Origin of the sequence: Streptomyces sp. NPDC005533, assembly GCF_042871845.1 — a bacterium.
Classification (GTDB): Bacteria; Actinomycetota; Actinomycetes; order Streptomycetales; family Streptomycetaceae; genus Streptomyces.
In genome coordinates, this window is the sequence record NZ_JBIAJH010000010.1 from 150,477 (window position 1) to 173,061 (window position 22,585).

A 22,585-nucleotide genomic window follows, 5' to 3' on the forward strand; every position below is an offset into this window, starting at 1 on the left:
CTCCGGCAGCGCCACCGGCAGCACAACCGGCAGCACCACGGCCCTGGGCACGGGCACCCCGGTGGAGCCCCGCCGATGAGGGTGCGGCCGCCGCGCCCGCGGCTGCCCGCCTGGACCTCCACCCTGATCTGGAAGGCCGCGGTCTTCATCACCCTCATGTGCTGCGGACTCGCGGCGCTGCTCGGCGTCCTCGTGCACCGCGCCATGACCCACCAGACCGTCGGTGCCGCCCGCGAGAAGGCGCTGACCAAGCTGGAGCGGACCATCAAGGCCTACGAGACGGGCGCGCGCCTGCCCCGCGGCGAGGGCATCGACCCGGCCGGCCTGCCCTCCGAACTGCGCGCCCTGGCCCTCGGCGGCAAACGCGGCACCGCGCTCGGCGAGCAGCGCGGCCGCGCCGCCATGTGGGCGGCCGCGCCCGCCGAGGAGGGCACCGCGATAGCCGTCTCCGTGGACTTCCGCGCCGGCGAGCAGACCATCGCCGATCTGGACCGGGCCATCCTCGGCTCCTCGGGGCTCGCCATCGGCGTCACGCTCCTGATGGGCGCGTTCGGCGTCACCCGGATCACCCGGCGGCTGCACCAGACCGCGCAGGTGGCCCGCCGGATCACCGCGGGCGACCTGGACGCCCGGGTCGACGACAAGGCGCGGAACAAGGACGAGGTGGCGGCCGTCTCCCGGGCCCTCGACACCATGGCCGCTTCGCTCCAGGGCAAGCTCGAAGCGGAACAGCGCTTCACGGCGGACGTCGCCCACGAACTCCGCACCCCTCTCACCGGCCTGAACGCCGCCGCCGAGCTGCTGCCGCCGGGCCGCCCGGCCGAGCTCGTACGGGACCGGGTCCAGGCGATGCGCGCACTGACCGAGGACCTGCTGGAGATCTCCCGGCTGGACACGCGCAGCGAGCTCGTCGAGCTGGACTCGCACGACCTGGCCCACCTGGCGGCGCGCACCATCCGGGCCTCCGGCACCGACACGGTCCTGGAGGTGCGCTCCTCGCCGCGGGTGGAGACGGACCGGCGCCGCCTGGAGCGCATCCTGGGCAACCTCGTGGCGAACGCGCACAGCCACGGCGCGGCCCCGGTCACGGTCACCGTGGACGGCCGGATCCTGACCGTGACCGACGAGGGTCCCGGCTATCCGGAGTACCTGCTGGCCAGCGGCCCGCAGCGGTTCCGTACGGAAGGCACCAACAAGGGCCACGGGCTGGGCCTGACGATCGCCGTGGGCCAGGCCAGGGCCCTCGGCGCCACCCTCGCCTTCCGCAACCGGGAGACGGGCGGCGCCGAGGCCCGGGTCACGCTCCCAGGGCCCGCAGCACCGGGAGCAACTGCTCCTCCTCGGCGTCGAGATGAGCCTCCAGCTCGCGACTGAGCCGCTCCACGCGCTCACCGAACCCCGCACCGTCCGGCGCGTCCAGTGCCTGCACCAGCTCGTGCTGGAGCCGCGCGATGACCCGGTGCTCGGCGTCGAGCCTGCGGAAGAACTCCCGCATGTGCGAGTGCTGTTGCTCCAGGTACGGGAAGAGCCCGGCGTCCTCGCTCTTGTGGTGGAACTCCAGCGAGTGGCAGAACGCGAGGCAGTGCTGGCGCAGTTGCAGCCCGAGCGGCAGCGGCCCGCCGCCGCCCGGCTCCTCGCGCACGAGATCCCGTACGAGGGCCAGTTGCGCCCGCAGCCACCCGTGCACGTCGAGCAGCTTCCCGGCGATCCCGCCCTCGCCCTCGCCGGAGGCCGTCCGGTGCGTCCGCTGGAGCGCCACGACGGGGAGCACCCGCCGGGTGCGCGCCTGGTACTCCCCGTACCCGGGCGCCTCGCGCACCACGCGCGCGAACAGCTCGTCCCGCCGCGCCCCTTGGGCGGGCACGGCGACGGCCGCGTACTCCTCGGCCCCCGTCTCGACCTGTACGAGGGGACGCGCGAGCAGGTTGTGGTACCAGGCGGGATGCCGGTCCGCCCCGGCGGCGGATCCGACGACGAGCAGATCCCCGCCGTCCCCGCCGTCGCGCAGGAACCCGAGCGGGACGGTGTGCGGCTTCCCGGACCTGGCTCCGGTGGTGGTGAGCAGGATCAGCTCGGACCCTTCGAAGGGCCCGCCGACGCGGCCGGCACGGGCCCTGAACCCGTCAATGACCATCTGATGAAACGAAAATGACACGGAGTATGGACGTCCTCACGGTGTGTGCATGCAGGGCAGCGGCAGAAACCGAGGGAGATCACCCGTAGCCGGTGGCGTGAATGCCCATGGGCCCGGTCCTTCGTGAACAGGTGCCTGCCCAACCACCGCCCGGCCCACATCTCAGTAGGCGGCGTCACGCGACACGCGCCCCATGTAACCACAGAGCGACGAAGGACCCCCAACCGTTCCCGGCTGGAGGTCCTCGGAGTGTGCCCTCGGCAGGATTCGAACCTGCGACACCGGCTTTAGGAGAGCCGTGCTCTATCCCCTGAGCTACGAAGGCAGGGTGCGGAGACCTGGTTGTGAGGCCGGGCCACCGCGGTCAGTGTAGCGGGTGGTGCTTGATCCGCATCTGTGATCCATCCCGCTCGGCGTTCCGGGCGTCGCGGTCAGGTGATGACCGGCGAGATGGGCGTGGCCTGGTGGTAGTACATCCGCCACGGGGTGCTCGGGTCCTGCCTGCGCCAGAGGGAGCTGCGGCGCGCGCGGGACCCGGCGATCGTGGTCTCGTACGTGAGGTGCACCAGCCCGGGGGCCAGCAGGACGCCGGTGATGTCCGAGGGTTCGTAGCGCGGGCCGTGCGCCGTCGATCCCTCCAGTTCGGGCAGCGCGGCGAGGATCTCCTCGTACGTCCACCGGCGGCCGGAGGCGCCGACTTCCACGAACTGCGGGTCGAGGAGGGGGCGCGTCAGCGCCTGCGACGTGCGCACGGCCGGGTCCATCAGGCGCAGCTCGCCCGCGATCGCTTCGCTCACCGGGTCGGTCTCTTGGCTCATGTACGCATCTTCGCGCAGGCCGCCGTGACCGGCGCGCGGCGCGGGCCGCGGGCGTGGCGCCCCTCTGCGGGGAGGGGCACCACGGGACCGGGGCGGTCAGTAGCGGTCGTGCGAGGCGTTCTCGTTGTGCAGGGTGGAGCTCAGGTTCTCCGCCGGCCAGTAGTCGCCGCAGTTCGGGGCGAAGCTCTGGCTCGGGCCGCTGTAGCCCGAGTTGAAGTAGACGCGGTAGTCGGCCACGCACTCGCCGTTCGACGCCGAGGCCGCGTTGTTCTTCACCGCCTGGCCGCTGCCCTCGTTCGTCATCGTGCAGGCGGACACGGTTCCGGAGATCAGGCCGGGCCGGAAGACGTACCGGACGAGGGTCGCCCCGTTGGGGGAGTAGCCGAAGTAGTCCGGGATGTCACCGTCCGAGACGAAGCACGGGCTGGAGGAGTACCAGGTCTGCTCGCCGCGGCTGTTGTAGTGGATGGCGAAGCAGTAGCGGTTGCCCGTCGAGGTGCACGCATCCCCCTCGTAGACGGTGGCCGCCGAAGCCGGCGTCACCGAGAGGGACAGCGTGCTCAGGGCGCCGACTGCCGCGACGGTGGCGATTCTCTTGATGATGTTCATCGGGCCCCTGCCACTGAGTACGCCTGCACGGCCTTCGCCGCGTCCTTGTCCTTCGCGGCCCGCTCCTCCGTGAGCTTCGGCGCGTTCTGCTCGATCGCCTTCCGCTGCTTCTCGGTCTCCTTGCCGTTCCAGACCTTGATCAGGTCGGTCTGCTGCTTGCACTCGACGTCGGCGACCGCGTGCGCGATCTCTTCCTTGCCGGCGGTCGGGGCGGAGAGGGGGATGCCGAGGGAGCGGAGGTCTTCGAGGGGGTTGCTCTGCTGGTAGCCCTTCCCCTTCATGCAGGCGGACCACTGGGCGAACGCCTTGACGACGTCCGGGTCGCTCTTGGTCTCGTCGAAGACCCTGACGCCGACCGTCTCGGCCTCCGGGGTGCGGGGCACCGGGAACATCCGGCGGGTCTCGCCGCGGCAGCCGTCCTGCGGGACTTCCTTGCCCGCGTAGGTGTTGCCCTTGAGCTCGGGCCCCTTGCCGGTGAACACCGCGGTCTCGGCACCGGGAGCGGGCTCCCAGCGCGCGGGTTCCTGGACGTCGGTCGGGAGGTGGTGCCCGTACTTCTTCGCCACCTCGAGATCGGAGACGCCGTAGCGCCGCCCCATGGTGGCGTCCGCCTGGGCGCGCGCCGCCTGGTCGGAAGCCCGGGGCGGGCCGAAGTCCTTGAATCCGTAGCGTGCCATGCAGGAACGCCACTGGTCCTGTACGGCGACCTTCCAGGCATAGCCGTCGGCGGGCTTGGCGGTGAATTCGTCCAGCGGGAGCGTGAGCCCCACCGCGAGCCCCTTGGTGGGAGCCGACGGAATCTGGTCGAGCGCCATCCGCGCGGGTGCGGCATTCGCCGGCGCACCCGGGTCCTGAGGCGGGTTGCCACCTTGTTGCGTTCCGCATGCGGCGAGTAGTGCCACGAGAGTGGCGGTACCCGCTATGGCTCTGATCGGTCTCAACGTGAAGGGCCTTTCGCGTGATCGGTCTGTTGCCGAACTTCGGCGGCGGGGGGCTTCCAGCATTTCGGGCCGCGCTCACGGTACCCCTCGCGACGAGTTCCGATTGTGAAGACTTTCGCGCTTTCGGGGTGAGTGATTCCGCATCGGATTTCGTCGAGCCAGGAGCGGCGAACAAGCCATTCCGGTTTGAGGTCGTCGGTCGGCGGGGCCGGACGGCGGGGCGGGCCGCAGATGGTCTTCGCAGGTCAGTGGCCGGTACGTGGGTGGCGGTGTGGTCCGCTCGGTGTCAGGTCCTGATGCTTTTCGGCCACCAGAGGAAGGTTCCCGGAGAATATTCCAACGGGTTTGCGATGCCCCGGGGTTAAGGTGCCGGTGGCCGCTTGGATCAAGGGGCGCAGTCACAAATGGGGGATGAAATGAAGCTGAAGCGTGTGGCCGCGACGGCCGCGGCCCTTTCCGCGTTCGCGGGCGCGGGTCTCGCCTTGGCGGCGCCGGCGAGCGCCAGTTCCACGTTGGGCAGTACCTGCTCCGACCTGCGTTCCAGCGGGCAGTGTCTCCAACTGTTCTACAACAGCGGTTTCGGTGGTTCCTACTCGTACTACGAAGGCACCACCAGCGTGCCCGTCATGGCCTCCAGCGACAAATTCCTGACCGGCGGGGCAGGCCAGGGGCAGGAAATCAAGAACAATGCCGCCTCGGCCAGGAACTTCACCTCCCAGGGCTTCTGGGTGAGCATTTACTACAACAGCTGGGGCGACGGCCCGTGTGACGCCATCGCGCCGAACAAGTCCGCCTCGAAGCTCGTGAACACGTACAACGAGAACGCGTCCGCCTACAGCGGCAAGGGCGACGGCTGCTACGTCTTCAACTGACCGGCCCTCGAAGCATCCCCGGAGGCATAGGCGTACGCAGTGAACTCATGCGCAAGGAGAAGGGGGCGGCCCGGCCGGGTCGCCCTCGGGGCGTTGTGCCTCGGTCTGGTCCTCGCCGTCGCCGGCTGCGGGAGCGGCGCGAGCGGAGGAAGTGACGGGAGCGGCGCAAGCGGCCGCGGGCCGCAGTCCCGGCCCGCCGGCGCCGACGCGCCCTCCGCGGCTCCCGCCGCGAAGGCCCCGGGGCCGAGTGCGCGGCTGCCGATCGCGCGCTACAGCCTCACCACCGAGGAGTCGGCCCTGCTCTCAAAGGCCGAGCGACGCGCCATGGCCGCGTGCATGAGCCGCTACGACCTCCCCTACGACACGGTCGCCGAAAGCCCGGCGGGCTCGTCCGACCGCAGGTACGGAATCCTGGACAGGACCGAGGCGCAGACGCGCGGCTACCACCCCGCGAAGCCGGCCGACCTCGGGCTGAAGCGGCCTTCCGACGAGGCCTGGCAGGTCCTCACGGGCGACGTCGGCACGTACAAGGGGCGTGAGGTTCCGCGGGGTGGCTGCGTGGCGGAGGCGGGCAGGGCCCTGCGCGGCGACGCCGAGCCGCCCGCCGCGGCGAAGACGGCCCAGGAGATCTCGGTGAGCGCGTTCGAGGAATCGCGCTCCGTACCCGAGGTGAAGAACGTCGTCGCCGACTGGTCCGCGTGCATGAGGGCCAGGGGATTCACCTACGCGTCCCCCCTGGACCCGGCGGACGACTTCACGGGTCGGCCGGACGCGAGCCCGCAGGAGGTCTCCACGGCCGTGGCCGACGTGGCCTGCAAGGAGGAGACGAAGCTGGTCGACACGTGGCTGAGCGTGGAGGCCGGGATCCAGCAGACCAAGCTGGCGGCCCACGGCGACGCGCTGGCGGTGCTGGAAGAGCGGCACAGGCAGCAGGTCGACGCCGCCCGCACGATCCTCGCCCGGGCGGGAGAGTAGCGCGGCCGAGGGGATGTGACGGGGGATCGGCACCGGGTGGCCGGGTGGCTGGGTGGTCGAGCGGCACCCGGTGCCGGGGCCTCAGTGGGTGACGTCGACCACGATCCGGTTCGGCGCGGTGAGCTTGGTGATCCGGTACGAGGAGTGGTCGCCGAGGGCGAGTCCGATGTTGAACTCGCGGGCCTCGGGATCGGTGGTGCCGGCGAGGCCCTGCCCCTTGAGGCTCGGGAAGGCGTAGCTCTGGTACTTCGGGCTCGTGTACACCGATGTGAGGGTGGTGAAGTCGAGCCCGGTCGCCCGGGAGAGCTTGATCTTCAGGTACTGCTTGCCGGTGATCGGGAGCACGCGCTCGCCCCCCTCGTCGCCGCAGCAGGTCAGCGGCGTGGTCTGGGTGCTCGTGGTCCACTGCGGAATCGGCCCCTCGCCCAGGTCGATCACGAAGCGGTCGAAGTCCGGGTGGGTGGCGGCGCGGACGCCGAGGACGCAGGTCCCCTGGCAGTCGGGGGCAGCGGCGGCGGAGGCCGTTCCCGCGACGGTGGCCGACGCCGGGAGCGCGGACGCCTGGGCCTGGGGCACGGAGATGCACAGCGCGCTCGCCGCGACCGCGACGGTGGATGCCAGGAGGCGAATTACCTTTTTGGAATGCACGAGAATACTTCCCCTCATCATGCTCATCGTGCTCGTCGTGATCTTCATGCGCGAATTGGTGTCATGGCGAGGATTCGGCGATCCGGAAGCCCGGTCCGCACACACCCGTACCTCCCCCGTATTCGGTGTGGACGACGTGAATGTCGTCGAGCGGGGGGATGGTGTGCGTCGACTGCGCGGCGAGAGCGACCGCTCTGCCGACCGGGCGGAACGGCGCGCGCAAGGTGGCCGTTCCCGCGCTCGCGAGCCGCGACGTGCGGAACGGGCTGCGCACCGCTCGGCGGAGGTTTCCCCCCGTCCCGCCGAGCAGGTGCGTCAACGCGCCAACCGCTCGCGGTGGTCGTGCGGGCCGGCGGTGTCGCCGATCTCGCACAGGACCACCGAAGGCGGGTGTCTGCCCGGACCATACCCGTAAGTAGCCCCAGGCCGGCGGGGTTTTCCGGGCCGCCGGGGGTGGAACGGCGGCCGCGGCCGTCCACGGGGCGGGGGCTCGGCCGCCGCCCCCGGGGGGTGCCCAACCGCTCCCGGGCCCTTGGGACATGGGCGGGGATCGGCCGTGCGGGCGGTCGCCGGCGCGTCCGGATACTGCTGCGAGATGTCCGGTTCCGGGCTGTTCCGCCGGTCGCCCGGGGTGCGTTTCACGCCGTTCGAATTCGGCTTGAAACATACGGTGTGCTGGCGAGAAAAAGCCCGTCGAGCAGGTCCGGAAAGTGGAGCTGATCCATCCGGAAATGGGTGTGAGATATGGCTCATCCCCTCACCTCAAGAGTTCCTCAGATAAGAGTTGGGCGGCTTGACTCGATCTGGATACGCAATGAAGATCTGTGGGTGCGGAGGGGGACTGCGCGATGCGGATCGGCCGTGTGTGTCCCCTTCGTGGCGAAGAGATCTACCAGGGGGAAATACCGTGAAGTTCCAAGTGCTCGGACCGGTGGAGATAGAGACAGACGACGGGGCCCAGGTATCGCCGAGAGCGCTCAAGCTCCGCTCCCTGCTGGCCTATCTCTGCGCCCATCACGGTGAGGCCGTGTCCTCCGGCAGGCTCATCGAGGCCCTCTGGTCCGGAACCCCTCCCCAGACCGCCTCCACCGCACTGCACGTCTACGTGTCCAAGCTGCGCAAGCACCTCCAGGCGCTCGACCTCGACGCCGCCGCGCTCATCACCACCCAGCCGCCCGGATACCGGCTGCGGCTCGTCGGGTGCGACCTGGACGTCTACGAGTTCGACCGGCTGCTGGCAGCGGCCCGGGAGCTCCGTCGGGCCGGTGACCGGGAAAGGGCTTCGAAGACCCTGGACCAGGCCATCTCGCTCTGGCGCGGACAGGCCCTCGAGGACCTGCGCGCCATACCCGCCTTCGAATCCCTCGGCCGGCGGCTGGACGAGCGCCGCTCCTTCGCCCACGAGCAGCGGTTCGAGCTCGAACTCGAACTCGGCAACCACAAGGCCCTCGTGGGTGAGATCTACGCCCTGCTCGACGACCGCTCGACGTGGGAGAACCTGTATGCCTACCTGATGGTGGCCCTCTACCGCAGCGGACGCACCGCCGAGGCCCTGGCCACCTACAGCAAGGTCCGGCGCAACCTGGTCGAGGACCACGGCATCGAGCCCGCGCCGCGCCTCCAGCGACTGCAGCACGCGATCCTGACGCACGCCCCCGCCCTCGACGACTGTGGCGCGGAACATCTGGTCGGCGTCACCGCCGCGTGAAGGTACCCGGACCGCTGCACAGTCCCCCCGCGGGGCGACCCGGGACGACCCCTAGCCGTCGGGGTCGAGGACACGAGGAACGAGGAGAACCACTGATGACCGGGTCGCGTGCCGCTGCGGATGCCCCCGCCGTCCCCTGGTGGCCGCTGCTGCGGCCGCACGGCGACGTCGAGCCCCGCGTACGGCTCCTGGTGTTCCCGCACTCCGGGTCCGGCCCCGGCACGCTCTACCCCGTCGTCGAGGCGCTGCCCGCGCACGTGGAAGTGCTCGGGCTGTCGCTCCCCGGGCGGGAGCGCCGCTTCGGCGAGCCGCCGGGCTGCCGGCTCGACCAGGTCCTGGACTCCGTCCGCGACGAGGTGCTCGGCCGTGACCCGCTGCCCACGGTGGTCTTCGGGCACAGCCTGGGCGCGCTCCTCGCGACCCGCGCGGCCCTCCTCCTCGGCGGGCAGTGCCGGGCGGCCGTCGTCAGCGGTCAGGTACCCGGTGGGACCCCGCGCCCGGCCCATGCGACGGCCACTCAGGAGGACGCCGTACGGCTGCTGCGCGAGGGCGGGGGCACACCGGAGTGGGTGCTCCAGGACCCGGACATGCTGGCGCACGTCACGGGGGTGCTGCGGGCCGACATCGCGCTCAGCCGGGAGGCCGCCGTGGGATTCGGGGACGTACGCCTCGACGTGCCGCTGCACGTGCTGGGCGGCACGGCGGACCCGTTGGTCCCGCACGAGCCGCTCGACGGCTGGGCCGCGCACACGACCGGGCCGTGCCGGGTACGCCGTTTCCCCGGCGACCATTTCTTCCTGCTGGCCCACGAGAACAAGGGGGAGGTCGCGGACGTCCTGCGCCGGGCCCTCGACGCGGAATTCTGAGATCCGGAGAACCCGGAGAACCCGGAGAACCGGAGAACGAGATCCCGGAAAACCGGAAACCGGCGAACCCGGCCCGTCGGCGCCGCCGTTCCGTATCGGCCGTTCAGCCGTCCTGCGGCCCGGCGGCGGAGGCGGCGGCGCGGCTCTTCACGGTCGCCGCATAGGTGTCCACGTATTCCTGGCCGGACAGCGCGGAGATCTCCCGGGTGATCCGGTTCGTGACCGCGCGCCGCGTCCGGCGGTCGGACTCGCACCCGGAATGCTCCGGGAAAGTCATCGGGGCGCCGAAATGCGCCTCGAAGCGCGCTACGTACAGTCGTTTCGCGCCGGCCGGGTGCACCCGCTCGGTGCCGACGAGGCCGCACGGGATCACCGGCGCCCCGCTGCGCAGCGCAATCCACGCCGTGCCGGTGTTCCCCTTGTAGAGGCGGCCGTCGGGCGAGCGCGTGCCCTCGATGTGGACGCCCACCCCGTGCCCCTCGCGCATGATGCGCAGGGAGGTCTCCAGGCCCGCCATGGTCGCCGAACCGTTCGTGTTGTCGACGGTGATCATCCCGACGGAGCGGAAGAACAGGCCCTGCAGGCGGCCCTTGAGGCCGGGCATGTCGAGCCACCCCTGCTTGCCGATGAAGTAGAGGGGCCGCGGGGTGAGCAGGGCGATGAATATGGAGTCGAAGAACGACAGGTGGTTGGCGGCGATGACGAAGGGGCCGGATTCCGGCACGTTCTCGACGCCGGTGACCCGGGGCCGCAGGACGAGCGTGAGCGGAATGAGGAGAAGCCGCCTCAGCAGCATCCGGAGCATGTTCGGGTCTCCTTCTCTGAACGTCTCGACCGAGCGTCCAACGGGAACATACGGGAAGGGGGAAGTGGGTCGAAAGGGCGGACCAGGGCGGTTTAGTCGAGCGGTCAGACGGGCGAAAGCAGCGCTTTAGCGTGAGCCATCGCGCCTGTTGTTAGGCTGCTCGGGCGTTTCACCGATCAGGATTCAGAGACGAGGATGTCGTGCTCCAGCCCGCCGATCTTGCTTCCGTCCGTGCCTTCGTCGAGCGCGAACTCGTCGACTTCGGGGCGGAGCCCGACGCGGTCACGGACGAGGCCCGGCTGGAGGATCTGGAGATCGACTCCCTCGGTGTCGTCGAACTCACCGCGTCCATCAAGCGCGAGTTCGCGGTCGACGTCCCCCTCGAAGCACTGACCAAGGACGTCACGGTCGCCGGGGTCGTCGCCCTGATCCGTGGCGGCGCGGGCGCGGCCTGACCCCGTACCGCCGCTGCCGCCCACGGGGCGCGGGGCCGGTCCCGGACCACAAGTCCGGGACCGGCCCTTCCCCTTACCCGGCCGGGTCCGTGAACACCGGTGCGTAGCGCCGTCGTTCCCACGGGTACGCGGGCAGGTCGAGGACCCGGCGGGGCAGGTCCGCGAACGCGGGCCGCGCGTCCGCCGCGACCTCCTCGGCCTCCGGCGGCGCGAGGCCCTCGGCGACCGCCGTCAGTACGGCCGCCGCCCGGTGCCGGTCCGCCGCCGTGACGCGGAGGCGGGTGGCCAGCGGCGTACGGCCGTGTGTGACGGTGTACGCGAAGGCCGGGTACTCCTCGTCCTTGAGCTCGGCCAGCCGCCCCGCCAGCCGCGCCGCGTAGGCCCGCAGCGCCGCCGGGGTCCGCGCGGACACCTCGAAGCCGCGGACCGCGACCGCGCCGCCCCCGGGGCCGGGGCCGGGGTCGGAACCGGGTCGGGCAGGGAGCGGCTCCTCGGCCACGCCGAGCACGACGTGCGCGTTGGTGCCGCTCATGCCGAAGGAGCTGACGCCCGCGTACGCCCCCGCGTCCGCCGGCCACGGCTCCAGCTCCGTGGGGATGCGCAGGCCCGTGCCCGACAGGTCGATGCGCGGGTTGAGCGTGGTGAAGTGCGGTACCGGCGGGACCGCCCGGTGCCGCAGGCTGAGCACCGCCTTGATCAGGCCCAGCACGCCCGCGGCGGCCTCGGTGTGACCCAGGTTGGCCTTGGCGGAGCCGAGCAGGACGGCACCCCCGGAACCGGTCCGGCCCAGGGCCGCCGCAAGGGCCTCGACCTCGATCGGGTCGCCCAACGAGGTGCCGGTGCCGTGGGCCTCCACGTGGCCGATGTCGGCCGGGCCGAGACCGGCGTCCGCCAGCGCCCGCTCGACGAGCCGGGTCTGGGCCCGCACGTTGGGGGCGGTGAACCCGGAGGCGCGGCCGTCGTGGTTGACCGCCGAGCCGTGGATCACCGCGTGCACCCGGTCGCCGTCGCGCACGGCGTCCGCCAGCCGCTTGAGGACGACGACGCCGCACCCCTCCGAGCGGGTGAAGCCGTTGGCCCGCGCGTCGAAGGGGCGGCACACCCCGTCCGGGGACAGGGCGCCCGTACGCGCGGCGAGGTCCGTCCCGTGGGGCGACAGCACCAGGTTCACCCCGCCGGCCACGGCGACGTCGCACTCGCCGCCGCGCAGGGCCTGCCGCGCCAGGTGGACCGCGACCAGCGAGGAGGAGCAGGCGGTGTCCACGGCCATGGCCGGACCGGTGAACCCCAGGGTGTGCGCGAGCCGGCCGGCCGAGAAGCAGTGCCCGTTGCCGGTGGCCCAGTACGAGTCGGGGCCCTCGCGCATCCACTCCCGGTAGTCCTGGCCGGTGATGCCCACGTACAGGCCGGTCCCGGCGGCGGCCGCCCGGGCGGCCGGGATGCCGGCGTCGTCCAGGGCCTCCCAGGCCACTTCGAGCAGCATCCGGTGCTGCGGGTCGAGGGAGCGGCCCTCGCGGGGCGCGACGCCGAAGAACGGGCCGTCGAAATCCAGGACCTCGTCCAGGAATCCGCCCCGGTGCGGTACGTCGTCCCAGGCGTCCCCGAACGGAGCGCGCCGGGACGGCGGGATCGGGCGCACCGCGTCCGCTCCCGAGGCCAGCGCCCGCCAGTAGCCGTCGAGGTCCTCGATCCCGCCGGGAGCCCGCAGGCCGATGCCGACGACGGCGATCGGCTGGGCGCCCCGCAGCGCCGCGAGCTCCTCGCGCAGGGCGCGGATCGTCTCCATGGCCCGGCTGACCGGAGTGGCCCGGGCGGCCGGGGCGGCGGGAGCCGCCGGGGCGGCCGGGGCGGCGGGAGCCGCCGGGGCCGTACCCTCCCGCTCGGTGGTGTCGTGTCGTCCCACTGTCATGCCTCCTGTTCGGCGAGCCGCTCCACCAGCGCCCCGGCCAGCGGCCGCAGGGCGCCGTACGTCCACAGCAGCGTCGGCGAGAGCCGCAGCCCGAAGTCCGCCTCCAGCCGGTTGCGCAGCTCCAGGCTCATCAGCGAGTCCAGTCCGAGGGACTTCAGCGGGGTCTCCCGGTCGATGGACTCCGCCGGCAGCCGCAGCACCCGGCCGGCGAGCCGGCGTACGCGGTCCTCGACCACCGTGAGCCGTTCCTCGGGAGCGCAACCGTCCAGCAGCTGCCGGAAGTCGCCGCCCGAGCCGGCCGCCGGGTCCCCGGTGGCGCGCAGCAGGCTCCAGCTGGGCCGCCCGGCCGCCGCCGGATACGTCTCGAACCAGCGGCGCGGGTCCAGGGCGACGTACCCCACGACGCTCTCGCCGTCCCCGAGGAACGACTCCAGCGCCTGCCAGGCCTCCGCGGGCTCGAAGCCGTCCATGCCGCGGTCGGCGAGCCGGTCGCCGCGGTCGGCGGCGCGGGCCGCGAGGCCGATGCCGTCGAAGGTGCCCCACTGGACGCTGAGCGCGGGCCGTCCCGCGGCGCGGCGGGCCGTGGCCAGCGCGTCCATGTACGTGTTCGCCGCGGCGTACGCGGACTGCCCGACGTTGCCGACGAGCCCGGCCGCCGAGGAGAACAGCACGAACAGGTCCAGCGGGTCGTTCGCCGTCAGCCGGTCCAGCTCGGCCGCTCCGTCGGCCTTGGGCGCCAGCACCCGGGCCACCCCCGCCGCGTCGAGGTTGCGGACGACGGCGTCGGAGAGGACGCCCGCCGCGTGGAAGACCCCGCGCAGGGCCGGGAGTTCGCCCCGGACCCGGGCGAGGGCCAGGCCCAGGGACGTCGCGTCGGCGACGTCCGCGTGCAGCACCGACACGCGGGCGCCGGCCGCGCGGAGCGCCGCGACGCGCCCCGCGGCCTCCTCGGTCGGCGCCGAACGCCCCAGCAGGGCCAGGGCCGTCGCGCCCCGCGCCACCAGGTGCTCGGCGAGCGAGAGGCCGAGGTCGCCGAGACCGCCGGTGACGAGGTAGGTGCCGTCGGGGCGGAACCGGCCGTGCGGCAGCGGATCGGCCACCACGCGGTCCACGGTGTGCGGCCCGAACAGCACGAACTTGCCGATGTGGTCGCCGTGCGACATGGCGCGCAGCGCCTCCGGCGCGTCGGCGAAGGTGTAGTGGGTGACGGGCAGCGCCGTGAGCAGGCCTGCCTCCACCGCGTCCCAGACCGCGCGGAAGAGCCGTGCGAACCGCTCGGGGCGCCGCATCACGAGCCCTTCGAGGTCCACGGCCGCGAAGCTGACGGCCTTGCGGAAGGGCGCGAGGCCCATCGTGCGCTCCCCGTGGATGTCCTTCTTGCCGACCTCGACGAAGCGGCCGTCCTCGGCGAGGACCTCCAGTCCGCGCGCGAGGGCGGCGCCGGTCAGCGAGTTGAGGACGACGTCGACCCCCCGGCCTCCGGTACGGGCGCGCACGGCGTCCGCCCAGGACGGGTCACGCGAGTCGAAGACGTGCTCGACGCCGAGTTCCCGCAGGTAGGAGCGCTTGGCCGCGCTGCCCGCCGTCGCGATGACCTCGGCGCCCAGCAGCCGGGCCACCTGCACCGCGGCCAGGCCCAGACCGCCGGCCGCGGAGTGGACCAGGACGGTCTCGCCCGGCTCCACCCGGGCCAGGTCGTGCAGCGCGTACCAGGCGGTGGCCAGGACGAGCGGCAGCGCGGCGGCGTCCTCCTGGGTCATCGCCGCGGGCACCGGCCGCGCGTGGTCGGCGCGTACGGTCACGTGCGAGACGATCGCCCCGAAGACGCAGGCCACCACCCGGTCGCCGACGCGGAACCCGCTCGCGCCGGGACCCACCGACACGACCCGGCCGGAGCAGTCGCCGCCGAGCAGCTCCTTGCCGCCCGCCTCGTCGGGGTACGTGCCCACCGCCTTCATGACGTCGATGAAGTTGAGGGAGGCCGCGTCCACCTCGATCTCGATCTCGCCCGGTCCCGGTGCGCGGCGGGTCAGCGGCAGGTAGCGCAGCGACTCCCACAGGCCCGGCCGGGGGCCCGGATGCAGCCGGAACGGCTGGCGGACCGTGTACGGCAGCGGAGCGTCGGCCACCTCCGGCCGGGGCCCGCCGCGCTCCAGGCGGCCGGCCAGCCGGAGGCCGTCGCCGCGTTGCAGGACCTGGTCCTCCCGCTCGGCGTCCACCAGTTCGCGTACGACACCGGCCACCCACGGGCCGTCGCCCGCGGTGTCCACGAGCCGCACCGCGAGATCCGGATGCTCGCCCTGCAGCACCCGGCCGAAGCCCCAGTACAGGGCCGCGCCGGGATCGGGCGCCTCGGCGGCCGAGGCCGCCTGCGCCCGCGTGGTCAGCACGGTCAGGCGGGGCGCCACCGGCCGGTCCGAGCAGGCGACGGCGAGCGCGCCGAGGACCGTCAGGCCGGCCCGCTGTTCCGCCTCGCCCGCCGTCCGGTCCGGGGCGACGAAGACCACCTCGCCGCCGTCCACGGCCCGCAGCGCCTCCGCCCAGGCCGCGGCGTCGGCGGCCGCGGCCGGGGGCGGGGTCACGGCGTCGGCGCCCAGCGCGCCCGCCAGTTCCCGGGCCGGGCCCGCGGCCGACTCCGGGCCGCACACCAGCCAGGGGCCCTGCTCCCGGCCGGGCCCGGCGAACTCCCGCTCGTGGAAGCCGAATCGGTGCACGCGGCCGGCGGCCGGCGCGGACCGCCCGCCCGAGCGCAGCCGGCGCAGCTCCAGCCCGGTGACGCGGGCCACGGGCTGGCGGTCGGATCCGTACAGGGCCAGGTCGAAGAGCCCGTCGGCCCGGCGCAGGGCGTGCACCCACAGCTCGGTCAGGTCCGAGGGCCGCCCCGGCAGCAGCGCGAGCCGTTCGATGGCGACGGGCACCACGGTGTCCCCGTGCCCGCACAGGGCCAGGGAGAGCTGGAACGCCCCGTCCCACAGGGCGGGGTGCAGGACGAACCGGCGGGCGCCGGGCCGGCACTGCTCGGCGAGGACCACCCGGCCCAGCGCCTCCTCGCCGCGCACGCGCAGCTCGCGTACGCCCTGGAAGGCGGGGCCGTACCGGAGGCCGCGCTCGGTGCAGGTCCGGTAGAACGCGGCGCCGTCGACGGCGGCCTCCCGCAGCAGGGCGGCCGGGAACCGCGGTACGCAGACCTGCTCGTTGCGGTACGAGGCGTGCGCCGTCATGTGCCGGGTCCAGCCGTCGGCGCCGTCGGCCAGCGACAGCACCTCCAGGCCGGCGCCCTCGGCGGAGTCCTCCCGCCACACGCCGCCCAGGTGCAGCCCGCCGTCGGCGAGCGTCATGTCGCTCAGGAAGGACAGGCCGCGCAGCGACTGCGGGACGCCGCCGGTACGGGCGGCCGCGGTGCCCAGGCACAGCTCGACGGTGGCCGCCGCGGGCACGACCACGGCGTCGTGCACCCGGTGGTCGGCGAGCCAGGGGTGGGATCCGAGGCCGATGTCGGCGGTGCCGTGCCAGGTCCCGGCCTCGGTCGGCAGCGGGACCAGCGGGAAGGCGAAGGCGGCCGAACGGCCCGCACCGCGCTGCGGCGCACCGACCCAGTGGCTCTCGCGCTGCCACGGGTACGCGGGCACTCCCGCGTCCCGCGAGCGGGGGCGCGGGCCGTACGGCGTCAGACCCGCCACGTGCGCCTCCGCGAAGCTCTCCGCGAGGTCCTCGGGTGCGCCCCGGTCCCGGTGCAGGGTCCCCAGCACGGCCGGCGGCTCCTTGCGCAGCGCGCCGATCTGCTCCAGGGCGGGCACCAGGACCGGGTGGGCGCTGACCTCCACGACGTGGGTGACGCCCTCGTCCAGGAGCGCGTCGACGGTGTCCGCGAACATCACGGGGCGGCACAGGTTCTCCACCCAGTACGCGCCGTCCATCTCCGGGCCGTCCAGCACCGCGGTGCGCACCGTGGACATGAGCGGGATCCGGGCGGCGGCGGGCCGCACCGGGGCGAGCACCTCGTGCAGTTCGTCGGTGAGTTCGCGCATGAGCGGGCTGTGGGAGGCGTAGTCCACGTTGACGAGCCGGCAGTACGTGCCGTCCGCCTCCAGGAGCTCCTTCAGCAGCAGCACCGAGTCGCCGTCGCCGGAGAGCACGCAGGAGTGGGGCCCGTTGTGCACGGCCAGCGCCACGCAGTCCTCGAAGCCCTCCAGGGCCGCGACGGCCGACACCGCGTCGAGGTCCACGGCGAGCATCCGGCCGGTGCCCGCGGCCGTGCGCAGCAGGACGGCGCTGCGCCGGGCCACGACCAGGGCGGCGTCCTCCAGGGAGAGGATCCCGGCCACGGTGGCAGCGGCGATCTCGCCCTGGCTGTGGCCGACGACGACGTCCGGCTCCACACCCGCCGCGCGCCATGCGGCGGCCAGGGCCACGGAGACCGCCCACAGCACCGGCTGGACGATGTCGACGCGGCCCGTCCAGGCGTCGCCGTCCCGGCCGGTGAGCACATCGGTCAGGGACCACGCGGTGTGCGGGGCCAAGGCGGCCGCGCACTGGTCGATCACGTCCGCGAAGGCGGGGTCCTCGGCGTACAGGCGGGCGCCCATGGCGGCCCACTGCGAGCCCTGGCCGGGGAAGACGAAGGCGGTACGGCCGTGCTCGCGGGCCCGGCCGCTGACGGTGCCGGACGAGGTGGCGTCCGGCTCGGCCGCGTACGCGTCGAGTGCGGCGCGCAGCCCGTCACCGTCGGTGGCGACCAGCCCGGTCCGGAAGGGGAACTGGTCGCGCTGCCAGCCGAGCGTCGCGGCGATCTCCCGCGGATCGGCGCCGGGCCGGTCGAGGGCGGCGCGCACGTCGCGGGCGCGCTGCAGCAGCGCGGCCCGGCTGTGGGCGCTCAGCGGCAGCAGGAAAGGCGCGTCGGGTCGGCGCCGCGCCGACCCGTCCGCGCCGTCGGCTCCGGCGGCGGAGGCGGTGTCTCCGGTGTCGGCCGGCGGGGCGGTGGTGATCACGGCGTGGGCGTTGGTGCCGCCCCAGCCGAAGGAGCTGACGCCCAGGTAGACCGGGCCGTCCTCGGGCAGCGGCAGCGGTTCCCGCACGACTTCCAGGCCCAGTTCGTCGAAGGGGATGTCGGGGTTCAGCTCCGCGGAGTGCAGGCTGGGCGGCACCACGCCGTTCTTCAGCGACAGCACCGCCTTGAAGAGGCCGGCGAGCGCGGCCACGGGTTCCAGGTGCCCGATGTTCGTCTTGACCGACCCGATGCCGAGCGGCCGGCCGGCCCGCTCGGGGGCCTGGCCCAGCACCCGGCCGAGGGCCGTCGCCTCGACGGGATCGCCCGCCCGGGTGCCGGTGCCGTGCGCCTCCACGTACGCGACCCGGTCGAGGGGGATGCCGCTGTCCTGGTAGACGCGGCGCAGCAGGTCCTCCTGTCCGGCCTGACTGGGGGTCACCAGGCTGGTGCCGCCGCCGTCGTTGTTCGCGGCGGTCCGCACGATCACGGCGTGCACCCGGTCCCCGTCCCGGCGGGCCAGCGCCAGCGGCTTGAGGTAGACCGCGGCCACGCCCTCGCCGCGGACGAACCCGTCGGCGCCCGCGCCGAATGCGCTGCACCGGCCCTTCGGGGAGAGCCCGCCGAAGTGGGTGAGCCCGATCGTCACGTCCGGGGTCAGCATCAGGTTGGCCGCGCCGACCAGCGCCCCGTCGACGTCGCCGGAGCGGATGGCCTGACAGGCCAGGTGCAGGGCGACCAGGGAGGAGGAGCAGCCCGTCTCCAGCGTCAGGCTCGGGCCGGTCAGGCCGAGGAAGTACGAGATGCGCGCGGACAGCATGTCGAGCGCGTTGCCGGAGATGGAGTGCTGGGTGGGTCGGGCGCCGCGGTCCTCGCGCAGCCGCTCGTAGTCCTGCCACAGACCGCCGAAGTAGACGCCGGTACGGGTGCCGGCGAGGCTCGCGGTGGGCACCCCGGCGTCCTCCAGCGCCAGCCAGCTGGTCTCCAGCATCAGCCGCTGCTGCGGGTCGAGCACCTCGGCCTCGCGCGGCGAGACCCCGAAGAACGCGGCGTCGAACGCGTCGACGCCCTCCAGGAACCCGCCGTGGCCCTGGATCTCCTTCTCCGGGTCCAGGGGCTGGTCGGTGTTCCAACGGGCCGCCGGGATCGGGCGGATCGCGTCGCCGCGGTCCATCAGCAGGTCCCAGAACCGGTCCGTGTCGGGGGCGTCGGGGAACCGTCCCGCCATCCCCACGATGGCGATCGGCTCAGCCGGGTCGTGATGCACTTCCTACCTCCGTACGGCAGGGGTCCGGACGTCCGGTTCTCCCTGGTGGGTTCATGGGTTCGTCTCCCGCGGGCCCGCCCCGCGGGGCGGGCCGGGGCGGCCCGGGCGGGACCGGGGGCTCAGCGCAGGACCAGGGCCGCGGCCTGCCCGTCGTCGTCGGTCGTCAGGACCAGGGCGGGGCCGCCCGCCCGCTCGCGCGGGACGTCCGATGCCGCCACGGCGGGCAGGCCGGGGTCCCGAACGGCCAGGCCCGCCGTGGGCGGGACGCGCCCGTCGGCCAGGGCCCGCGCGGTCAGCGCCACTTGCAGCAGGGCGCCGGCGCCCGCGCAGTCCCCGAGGGCCCCGAAGGGGCTGTAGACGGCGGCCCTGGAGCCGACGGCCCCGTGCACGGCGAAGGCCTCCGCGCGGTCGGTGTGCCGGCCCCCGGCGGCGGAGGAGCAGACGACGGACAGCTCCCCGGCCCGCACGCCGGCGTCGGCCAGCGCCGCCGCGACCGCGGGAGCGGCGGCGCTCCCGCCGTCCGCCCCGCCCCGCAGGACGCTCAGGCCCGCGATCTCCGCGTGCACCCGGCCACCCCGGGCCCGGGCCCGCGCGGTGTCCTCGACGACGAGCACCACGGCCGCCTCACCGGGCGGGGCGCCCGCGCGGTCCGCGGCGAACGGCCGGGGGGCCCGCCCCGGCCCGCCGGCGAGCCGCAGCGGATCCAGGACGTCCACGGCCGCCACGAGCACGACCTGCGCCTGCCCCGTACGGATGTGGTCGGCGGCGACGGCCAGGGCGTGGGCCCCCGAGCAGCGCCCGGCGGTGACCGTGAGGATGCTGCCCTGCGCACCGGAGGCCATGGACAGGTCCGAGGCCGCGGCGTTCAGACTGCCCTGCGGGCCGGCGTACGGGCTGACCAGCTCGGGGCCGAGGGTCAGGCCGTCGCGCAGCACCGTCAGGTACCCCGACAGGCCGCCGCCGGCGGTACCCAGCACGACGGCGGTCTCTTCCGGGTCGGGCGTCGCGGCCGGCTCGAACCCGGCGTCCCGCCAGGCGAGCGTGCCGACCCGGGAGACCAGCAGCGACTCCCGGCTCAGCGCCCGCAGCCGCTTGCGGCCGAAGGCCGGTACGTCGGGCAGGTCGTCGGCGAGCGCACCGGACAGGGCCCGCACCGGACCCGGGTACAGGCCGTCGGTGGCGGCCGTCTCCGTGAAACCGGTCCGGCCGGCCAGCAGCGCCTCCCAGGTCGCGTCGAGGCTGCCGCCGAGCGCACTGGCCAGGGCCATGCCGGTGACGGCGGCCGTGGCCACGTGCGGGCTCATCGCGCGCTCCCCGCGGTGCTCGTGGCCGTGCGCCCGGCGCCGCCCACGCGGGTGAAGACGGTGCACGCCGTGTTGCCCCCGAAGCCGAAGGCGTTGTTGACGGCCACGCGCACCGGGGTCTCGCGCGCCGACCCGCGCACGACGTCCACGTCGCACTCCGGGTCGAGGTCGACCAGGTTGGCCGTCGGCGGGATCACGCCGTCGCGCAGCGCCAGGACACACGCCACCGCCTCGATGGCGCTCGCCGCGCCCTGGGTGTGGCCGAGCGCCCCCTTCAGCGAGGTGACGGCGGGCGTCCGCGGGCCGAAGACCGCCCGCAGGGCCTGCGCCTCGATCCGGTCGTTGGAGGGGGTGCCGGTGCCGTGCGCGCTGACGTGGTCGACGCGGTCGGGGGAGATCCCGGCCCGCTCCAGCGCCCGCAGCATCGAACGGCGGGCGCCGCTGCCCTCGGGGTGCGGGGCCGTCATGTGGTGGGCGTCGGACGCCGAGGCCCAGCCCGCCAGTTCGGCGTGGATGTGCGCGCCGCGGCGGCGGGCGTGCTCGTACGACTCCAGGACCAGGGCGGCGGCCCCCTCGGAGACCACGAGCCCGGCGCGGGCCCTGTCGAAGGGCCGCAGGAAGTCGGGGGCGAGGGACCGCAGGCTGGCGAACATCATCATGATGCCGCTCGACAGTTCGTCGACCCCGCCGGCGATCATCACGTCGGCGCGGCCCGCCCGGATGGTGTCCGCGGCGTGGGCCAGCGCGCTGTTGCCCGAGGCGCAGGCCGTGGCGACGGCGAGGCCCGGTCCGAGGAAGCCGAGGTGGCGGGCGACCGCGGCCACGAGGTCCGGCGCCGGCCGTCCCGCGCCGTCCGGGGTGGCGGCGGGCTCCGTACCGCGGTGGAAGGCGGTGACGGCCGGTTCCAGCCCGGCCCGGCTGCCGAGGAGCGTGCCCAGGCAGACACCGGCCCGGTACGGGTCCCCGGTCCACCGGGGGATCCCGGCGTCGGCCGACGCGGCCGACGCGGCGGCCGTGGCGAGCCGCAGGCTGCGGTCACCGGCGGCGCGCGGCGCGTCGAAGCCGACGACCTCGCCGGCGAGCCCCGCCGGGAAGTCCGCCGCGTCGGCGCGGCGCAGCGGCCCGGTGCCGACCACTCCGCGGACCGCCGCGTCCCAGAACCCCTCCACGGTCGTGCCGATCGGCGTGAGCACGCCGAGCCCGGTCACGACGACCCGTACGGGCCCCGTCCGCGCCGTCGCCGCCGCCGTCGTCGTCGTTGCCATCAACGCGCCCCCTCAGTTGCTGATGCCGCCATCGACCCGGATCACCTGTCCCGTGATGTAGGCGGCGCGCTCGGACGCGAGGAAGGCGACGGTGTCGGCCACCTCCCGCGCGGTGCCGATCCGGCCGAGCGGGATCTTGGCGAGGACGCCCGCGCGGGCCTTCGCCGTCATTCCCGCGGTCATGTCCGTGGCGATCAGGCCGGGCGCCACGACGTTGGCGCGGACGCCGAACCGGGCCACTTCCTTGGACAGCGACTTGGTGAAGCCGATGATCCCGGCCTTGGCCGCCGCGTAGTTGGCCTGCGTGGCGCTGCCGCGCACCCCGGCCACGGACGACAGGGTGACGATGCTGCCCCGGCCCTGCTTCATGAGGGCGAAGACCGCCGCGCGGCACACGTGGTAGGTGCCGGTGAGATTGGTGTCCACGACGCTGTTCCAGGCGTCCGCGTCCATCGTGACCAGCGGGCCGTCGTGGACGATGCCCGCGCTGGTGACGAGCGCGTCGATCTCCCCGAGCCGCTCCTGCGTCCGGTCCAGGAAGGCGCGTACGGCCTCCGCGTCCGTCACGTCCACCGGCGCGTCGAAGACCCGGCCCCCGTGGTCGGCGGCGAGGCGTTCGACGGCGTCGGCGTCCGCGGGCCGGGAGCGGTAGCAGTAGGCGACGTCGTAGCCGTCGGTGAGGAACCGCTCGACGACGGCCCGGCCGATCCCGCGCGATCCGCCGGTGACCACGGCGACCTTGCGGCCGTCCCGCGGCATCACGCGGTCCCGAGCTTCTCGGCCAGCAGCTCGTGCACGACCTTGAGGGAGCGCATCAGCTGGAGGTTCGACTCCTCCATCTTCACGCCGTACGTGCGCTCCAGGGTCACGAGGATCTCCAGCGCGAGCAGGGAGTCGACGTCCAGGTCCTCCCTGAAGTCGGCGGTGTCGGTGACCTCGGAGGCGTCGACGTCCAGGATGTCCGCGATGGTGGAGCGGAGTTCCTCGATGTCCACGGCGGTGCCGGTCTGCTCGGGCATGGTCGT

Annotated in this window: 18 protein-coding genes and 1 tRNA gene; 6 read left to right on the top strand and 13 right to left on the bottom strand. The window is 73.8% G+C overall.

Annotated features, from left to right (window positions below):
* The first annotated feature begins 75 nt into the window (after positions 1 to 75).
* Positions 76 to 1,374, top strand: a complete 1,299-nt coding sequence (locus tag ACFYP3_RS13005; protein ID WP_388831016.1) for an ATP-binding protein — start codon at positions 76 to 78, stop codon at positions 1,372 to 1,374.
* Here ACFYP3_RS13005 and ACFYP3_RS13010 read toward each other — a convergent pair.
* From ACFYP3_RS13010 to ACFYP3_RS13030, 5 genes are all read right to left on the bottom strand, one after another.
* A complete protein-coding gene (locus ACFYP3_RS13010) occupies positions 1,298 to 2,134 on the bottom strand; it encodes a nitroreductase/quinone reductase family protein (protein WP_388831018.1) in 837 nt (278 codons plus the stop codon). The two genes, ACFYP3_RS13005 and ACFYP3_RS13010, sit on opposite strands and share 77 nt — an antisense overlap.
* A 252-nt stretch (positions 2,135 to 2,386) precedes the next feature.
* Positions 2,387 to 2,459: transfer RNA gene (locus tag ACFYP3_RS13015), tRNA-Arg, on the bottom strand.
* Positions 2,460 to 2,565: 106 nt separating this feature from the next.
* Positions 2,566 to 2,952, bottom strand: coding sequence for a DUF4440 domain-containing protein (locus tag ACFYP3_RS13020; RefSeq protein ID WP_388831020.1), 387 nt, complete (start codon positions 2,950 to 2,952; stop codon positions 2,566 to 2,568).
* Between the two features lie 96 nt (positions 2,953 to 3,048).
* Complete coding sequence (locus ACFYP3_RS13025; protein ID WP_388831022.1) at positions 3,049 to 3,561, bottom strand: hypothetical protein; 513 nt, start codon at positions 3,559 to 3,561, stop codon at positions 3,049 to 3,051.
* Complete coding sequence (locus ACFYP3_RS13030) at positions 3,558 to 4,376, bottom strand: hypothetical protein (RefSeq protein ID WP_388831024.1); 819 nt, start codon at positions 4,374 to 4,376, stop codon at positions 3,558 to 3,560. The genes ACFYP3_RS13025 and ACFYP3_RS13030 overlap by 4 nt, the downstream gene beginning before the upstream one ends.
* A 542-nt stretch (positions 4,377 to 4,918) precedes the next feature.
* On the opposite strand from ACFYP3_RS13030, the gene ACFYP3_RS13035 reads away from it, so the two are divergent.
* Together ACFYP3_RS13035 and ACFYP3_RS13040 are read left to right on the top strand one after the other, a co-directional pair.
* Positions 4,919 to 5,374, top strand: coding sequence for a hypothetical protein (locus tag ACFYP3_RS13035; RefSeq protein ID WP_388831026.1), 456 nt, complete (start codon positions 4,919 to 4,921; stop codon positions 5,372 to 5,374).
* Between the two features lie 39 nt (positions 5,375 to 5,413).
* A complete protein-coding gene (locus ACFYP3_RS13040) occupies positions 5,414 to 6,349 on the top strand; it encodes a hypothetical protein (protein WP_388831028.1) in 936 nt (311 codons plus the stop codon).
* Between the two features lie 81 nt (positions 6,350 to 6,430).
* On the opposite strand, the gene ACFYP3_RS13045 is transcribed toward ACFYP3_RS13040, so the two are convergent.
* Positions 6,431 to 6,997, bottom strand: a complete 567-nt coding sequence (locus ACFYP3_RS13045; protein ID WP_388831030.1) for a hypothetical protein — start codon at positions 6,995 to 6,997, stop codon at positions 6,431 to 6,433.
* A gap of 907 nt (positions 6,998 to 7,904) precedes the next feature.
* On the opposite strand from ACFYP3_RS13045, the gene ACFYP3_RS13050 reads away from it, so the two are divergent.
* Together ACFYP3_RS13050 and ACFYP3_RS13055 are read left to right on the top strand one after the other, a co-directional pair.
* A complete protein-coding gene (locus ACFYP3_RS13050) occupies positions 7,905 to 8,705 on the top strand; it encodes a BTAD domain-containing putative transcriptional regulator (RefSeq protein ID WP_388831032.1) in 801 nt (266 codons plus the stop codon).
* Positions 8,706 to 8,800: 95 nt separating this feature from the next.
* Positions 8,801 to 9,571 carry a thioesterase II family protein gene (locus ACFYP3_RS13055; RefSeq protein ID WP_388831034.1) on the top strand — a complete coding sequence of 257 codons (771 nt, stop codon included), beginning with the start codon at positions 8,801 to 8,803 and terminating at the stop codon, positions 9,569 to 9,571.
* A 103-nt stretch (positions 9,572 to 9,674) separates the two neighbouring features.
* On the opposite strand, the gene ACFYP3_RS13060 is transcribed toward ACFYP3_RS13055, so the two are convergent.
* Positions 9,675 to 10,376 (bottom strand): lysophospholipid acyltransferase family protein, encoded by a 702-nt coding sequence (locus ACFYP3_RS13060; protein ID WP_388831036.1) that lies wholly within the window; start codon positions 10,374 to 10,376, stop codon positions 9,675 to 9,677.
* Between the two features lie 200 nt (positions 10,377 to 10,576).
* Here ACFYP3_RS13060 and ACFYP3_RS13065 point away from each other — a divergent pair, with 200 nt between their 5' ends.
* A complete protein-coding gene (locus ACFYP3_RS13065; RefSeq protein WP_388831038.1) occupies positions 10,577 to 10,831 on the top strand; it encodes an acyl carrier protein in 255 nt (84 codons plus the stop codon).
* A 73-nt stretch (positions 10,832 to 10,904) separates the two neighbouring features.
* On the opposite strand, the gene ACFYP3_RS13070 is transcribed toward ACFYP3_RS13065, so the two are convergent.
* The 6 genes from ACFYP3_RS13070 to ACFYP3_RS13095 all read right to left on the bottom strand — a co-directional run bounded on the left by ACFYP3_RS13070 (position 10,905) and on the right by ACFYP3_RS13095 (position 22,579).
* Complete coding sequence (locus ACFYP3_RS13070; RefSeq protein ID WP_388831040.1) at positions 10,905 to 12,740, bottom strand: polyketide synthase; 1,836 nt, start codon at positions 12,738 to 12,740, stop codon at positions 10,905 to 10,907.
* Positions 12,737 to 18,991 (bottom strand): SDR family NAD(P)-dependent oxidoreductase, encoded by a 6,255-nt coding sequence (locus tag ACFYP3_RS13075; protein ID WP_388831042.1) that lies wholly within the window; start codon positions 18,989 to 18,991, stop codon positions 12,737 to 12,739. Before ACFYP3_RS13075 ends, ACFYP3_RS13070 begins: the two co-directional genes overlap by 4 nt.
* Before the next feature lie 119 nt (positions 18,992 to 19,110).
* Positions 19,111 to 20,295 (bottom strand): beta-ketoacyl synthase N-terminal-like domain-containing protein, encoded by a 1,185-nt coding sequence (locus ACFYP3_RS13080; protein WP_388831044.1) that lies wholly within the window; start codon positions 20,293 to 20,295, stop codon positions 19,111 to 19,113.
* Complete coding sequence (locus tag ACFYP3_RS13085; RefSeq protein WP_388831046.1) at positions 20,292 to 21,560, bottom strand: beta-ketoacyl-[acyl-carrier-protein] synthase family protein; 1,269 nt, start codon at positions 21,558 to 21,560, stop codon at positions 20,292 to 20,294. The genes ACFYP3_RS13080 and ACFYP3_RS13085 overlap by 4 nt, the downstream gene beginning before the upstream one ends.
* A 12-nt stretch (positions 21,561 to 21,572) precedes the next feature.
* Complete coding sequence (gene fabG / locus ACFYP3_RS13090; RefSeq protein ID WP_388831145.1) at positions 21,573 to 22,319, bottom strand: 3-oxoacyl-ACP reductase FabG; 747 nt, start codon at positions 22,317 to 22,319, stop codon at positions 21,573 to 21,575.
* Positions 22,319 to 22,579, bottom strand: coding sequence for an acyl carrier protein (locus ACFYP3_RS13095; protein ID WP_388831048.1), 261 nt, complete (start codon positions 22,577 to 22,579; stop codon positions 22,319 to 22,321). The genes fabG and ACFYP3_RS13095 overlap by 1 nt, the downstream gene beginning before the upstream one ends.
* Between the last annotated feature and the right edge of the window lie 6 nt (positions 22,580 to 22,585).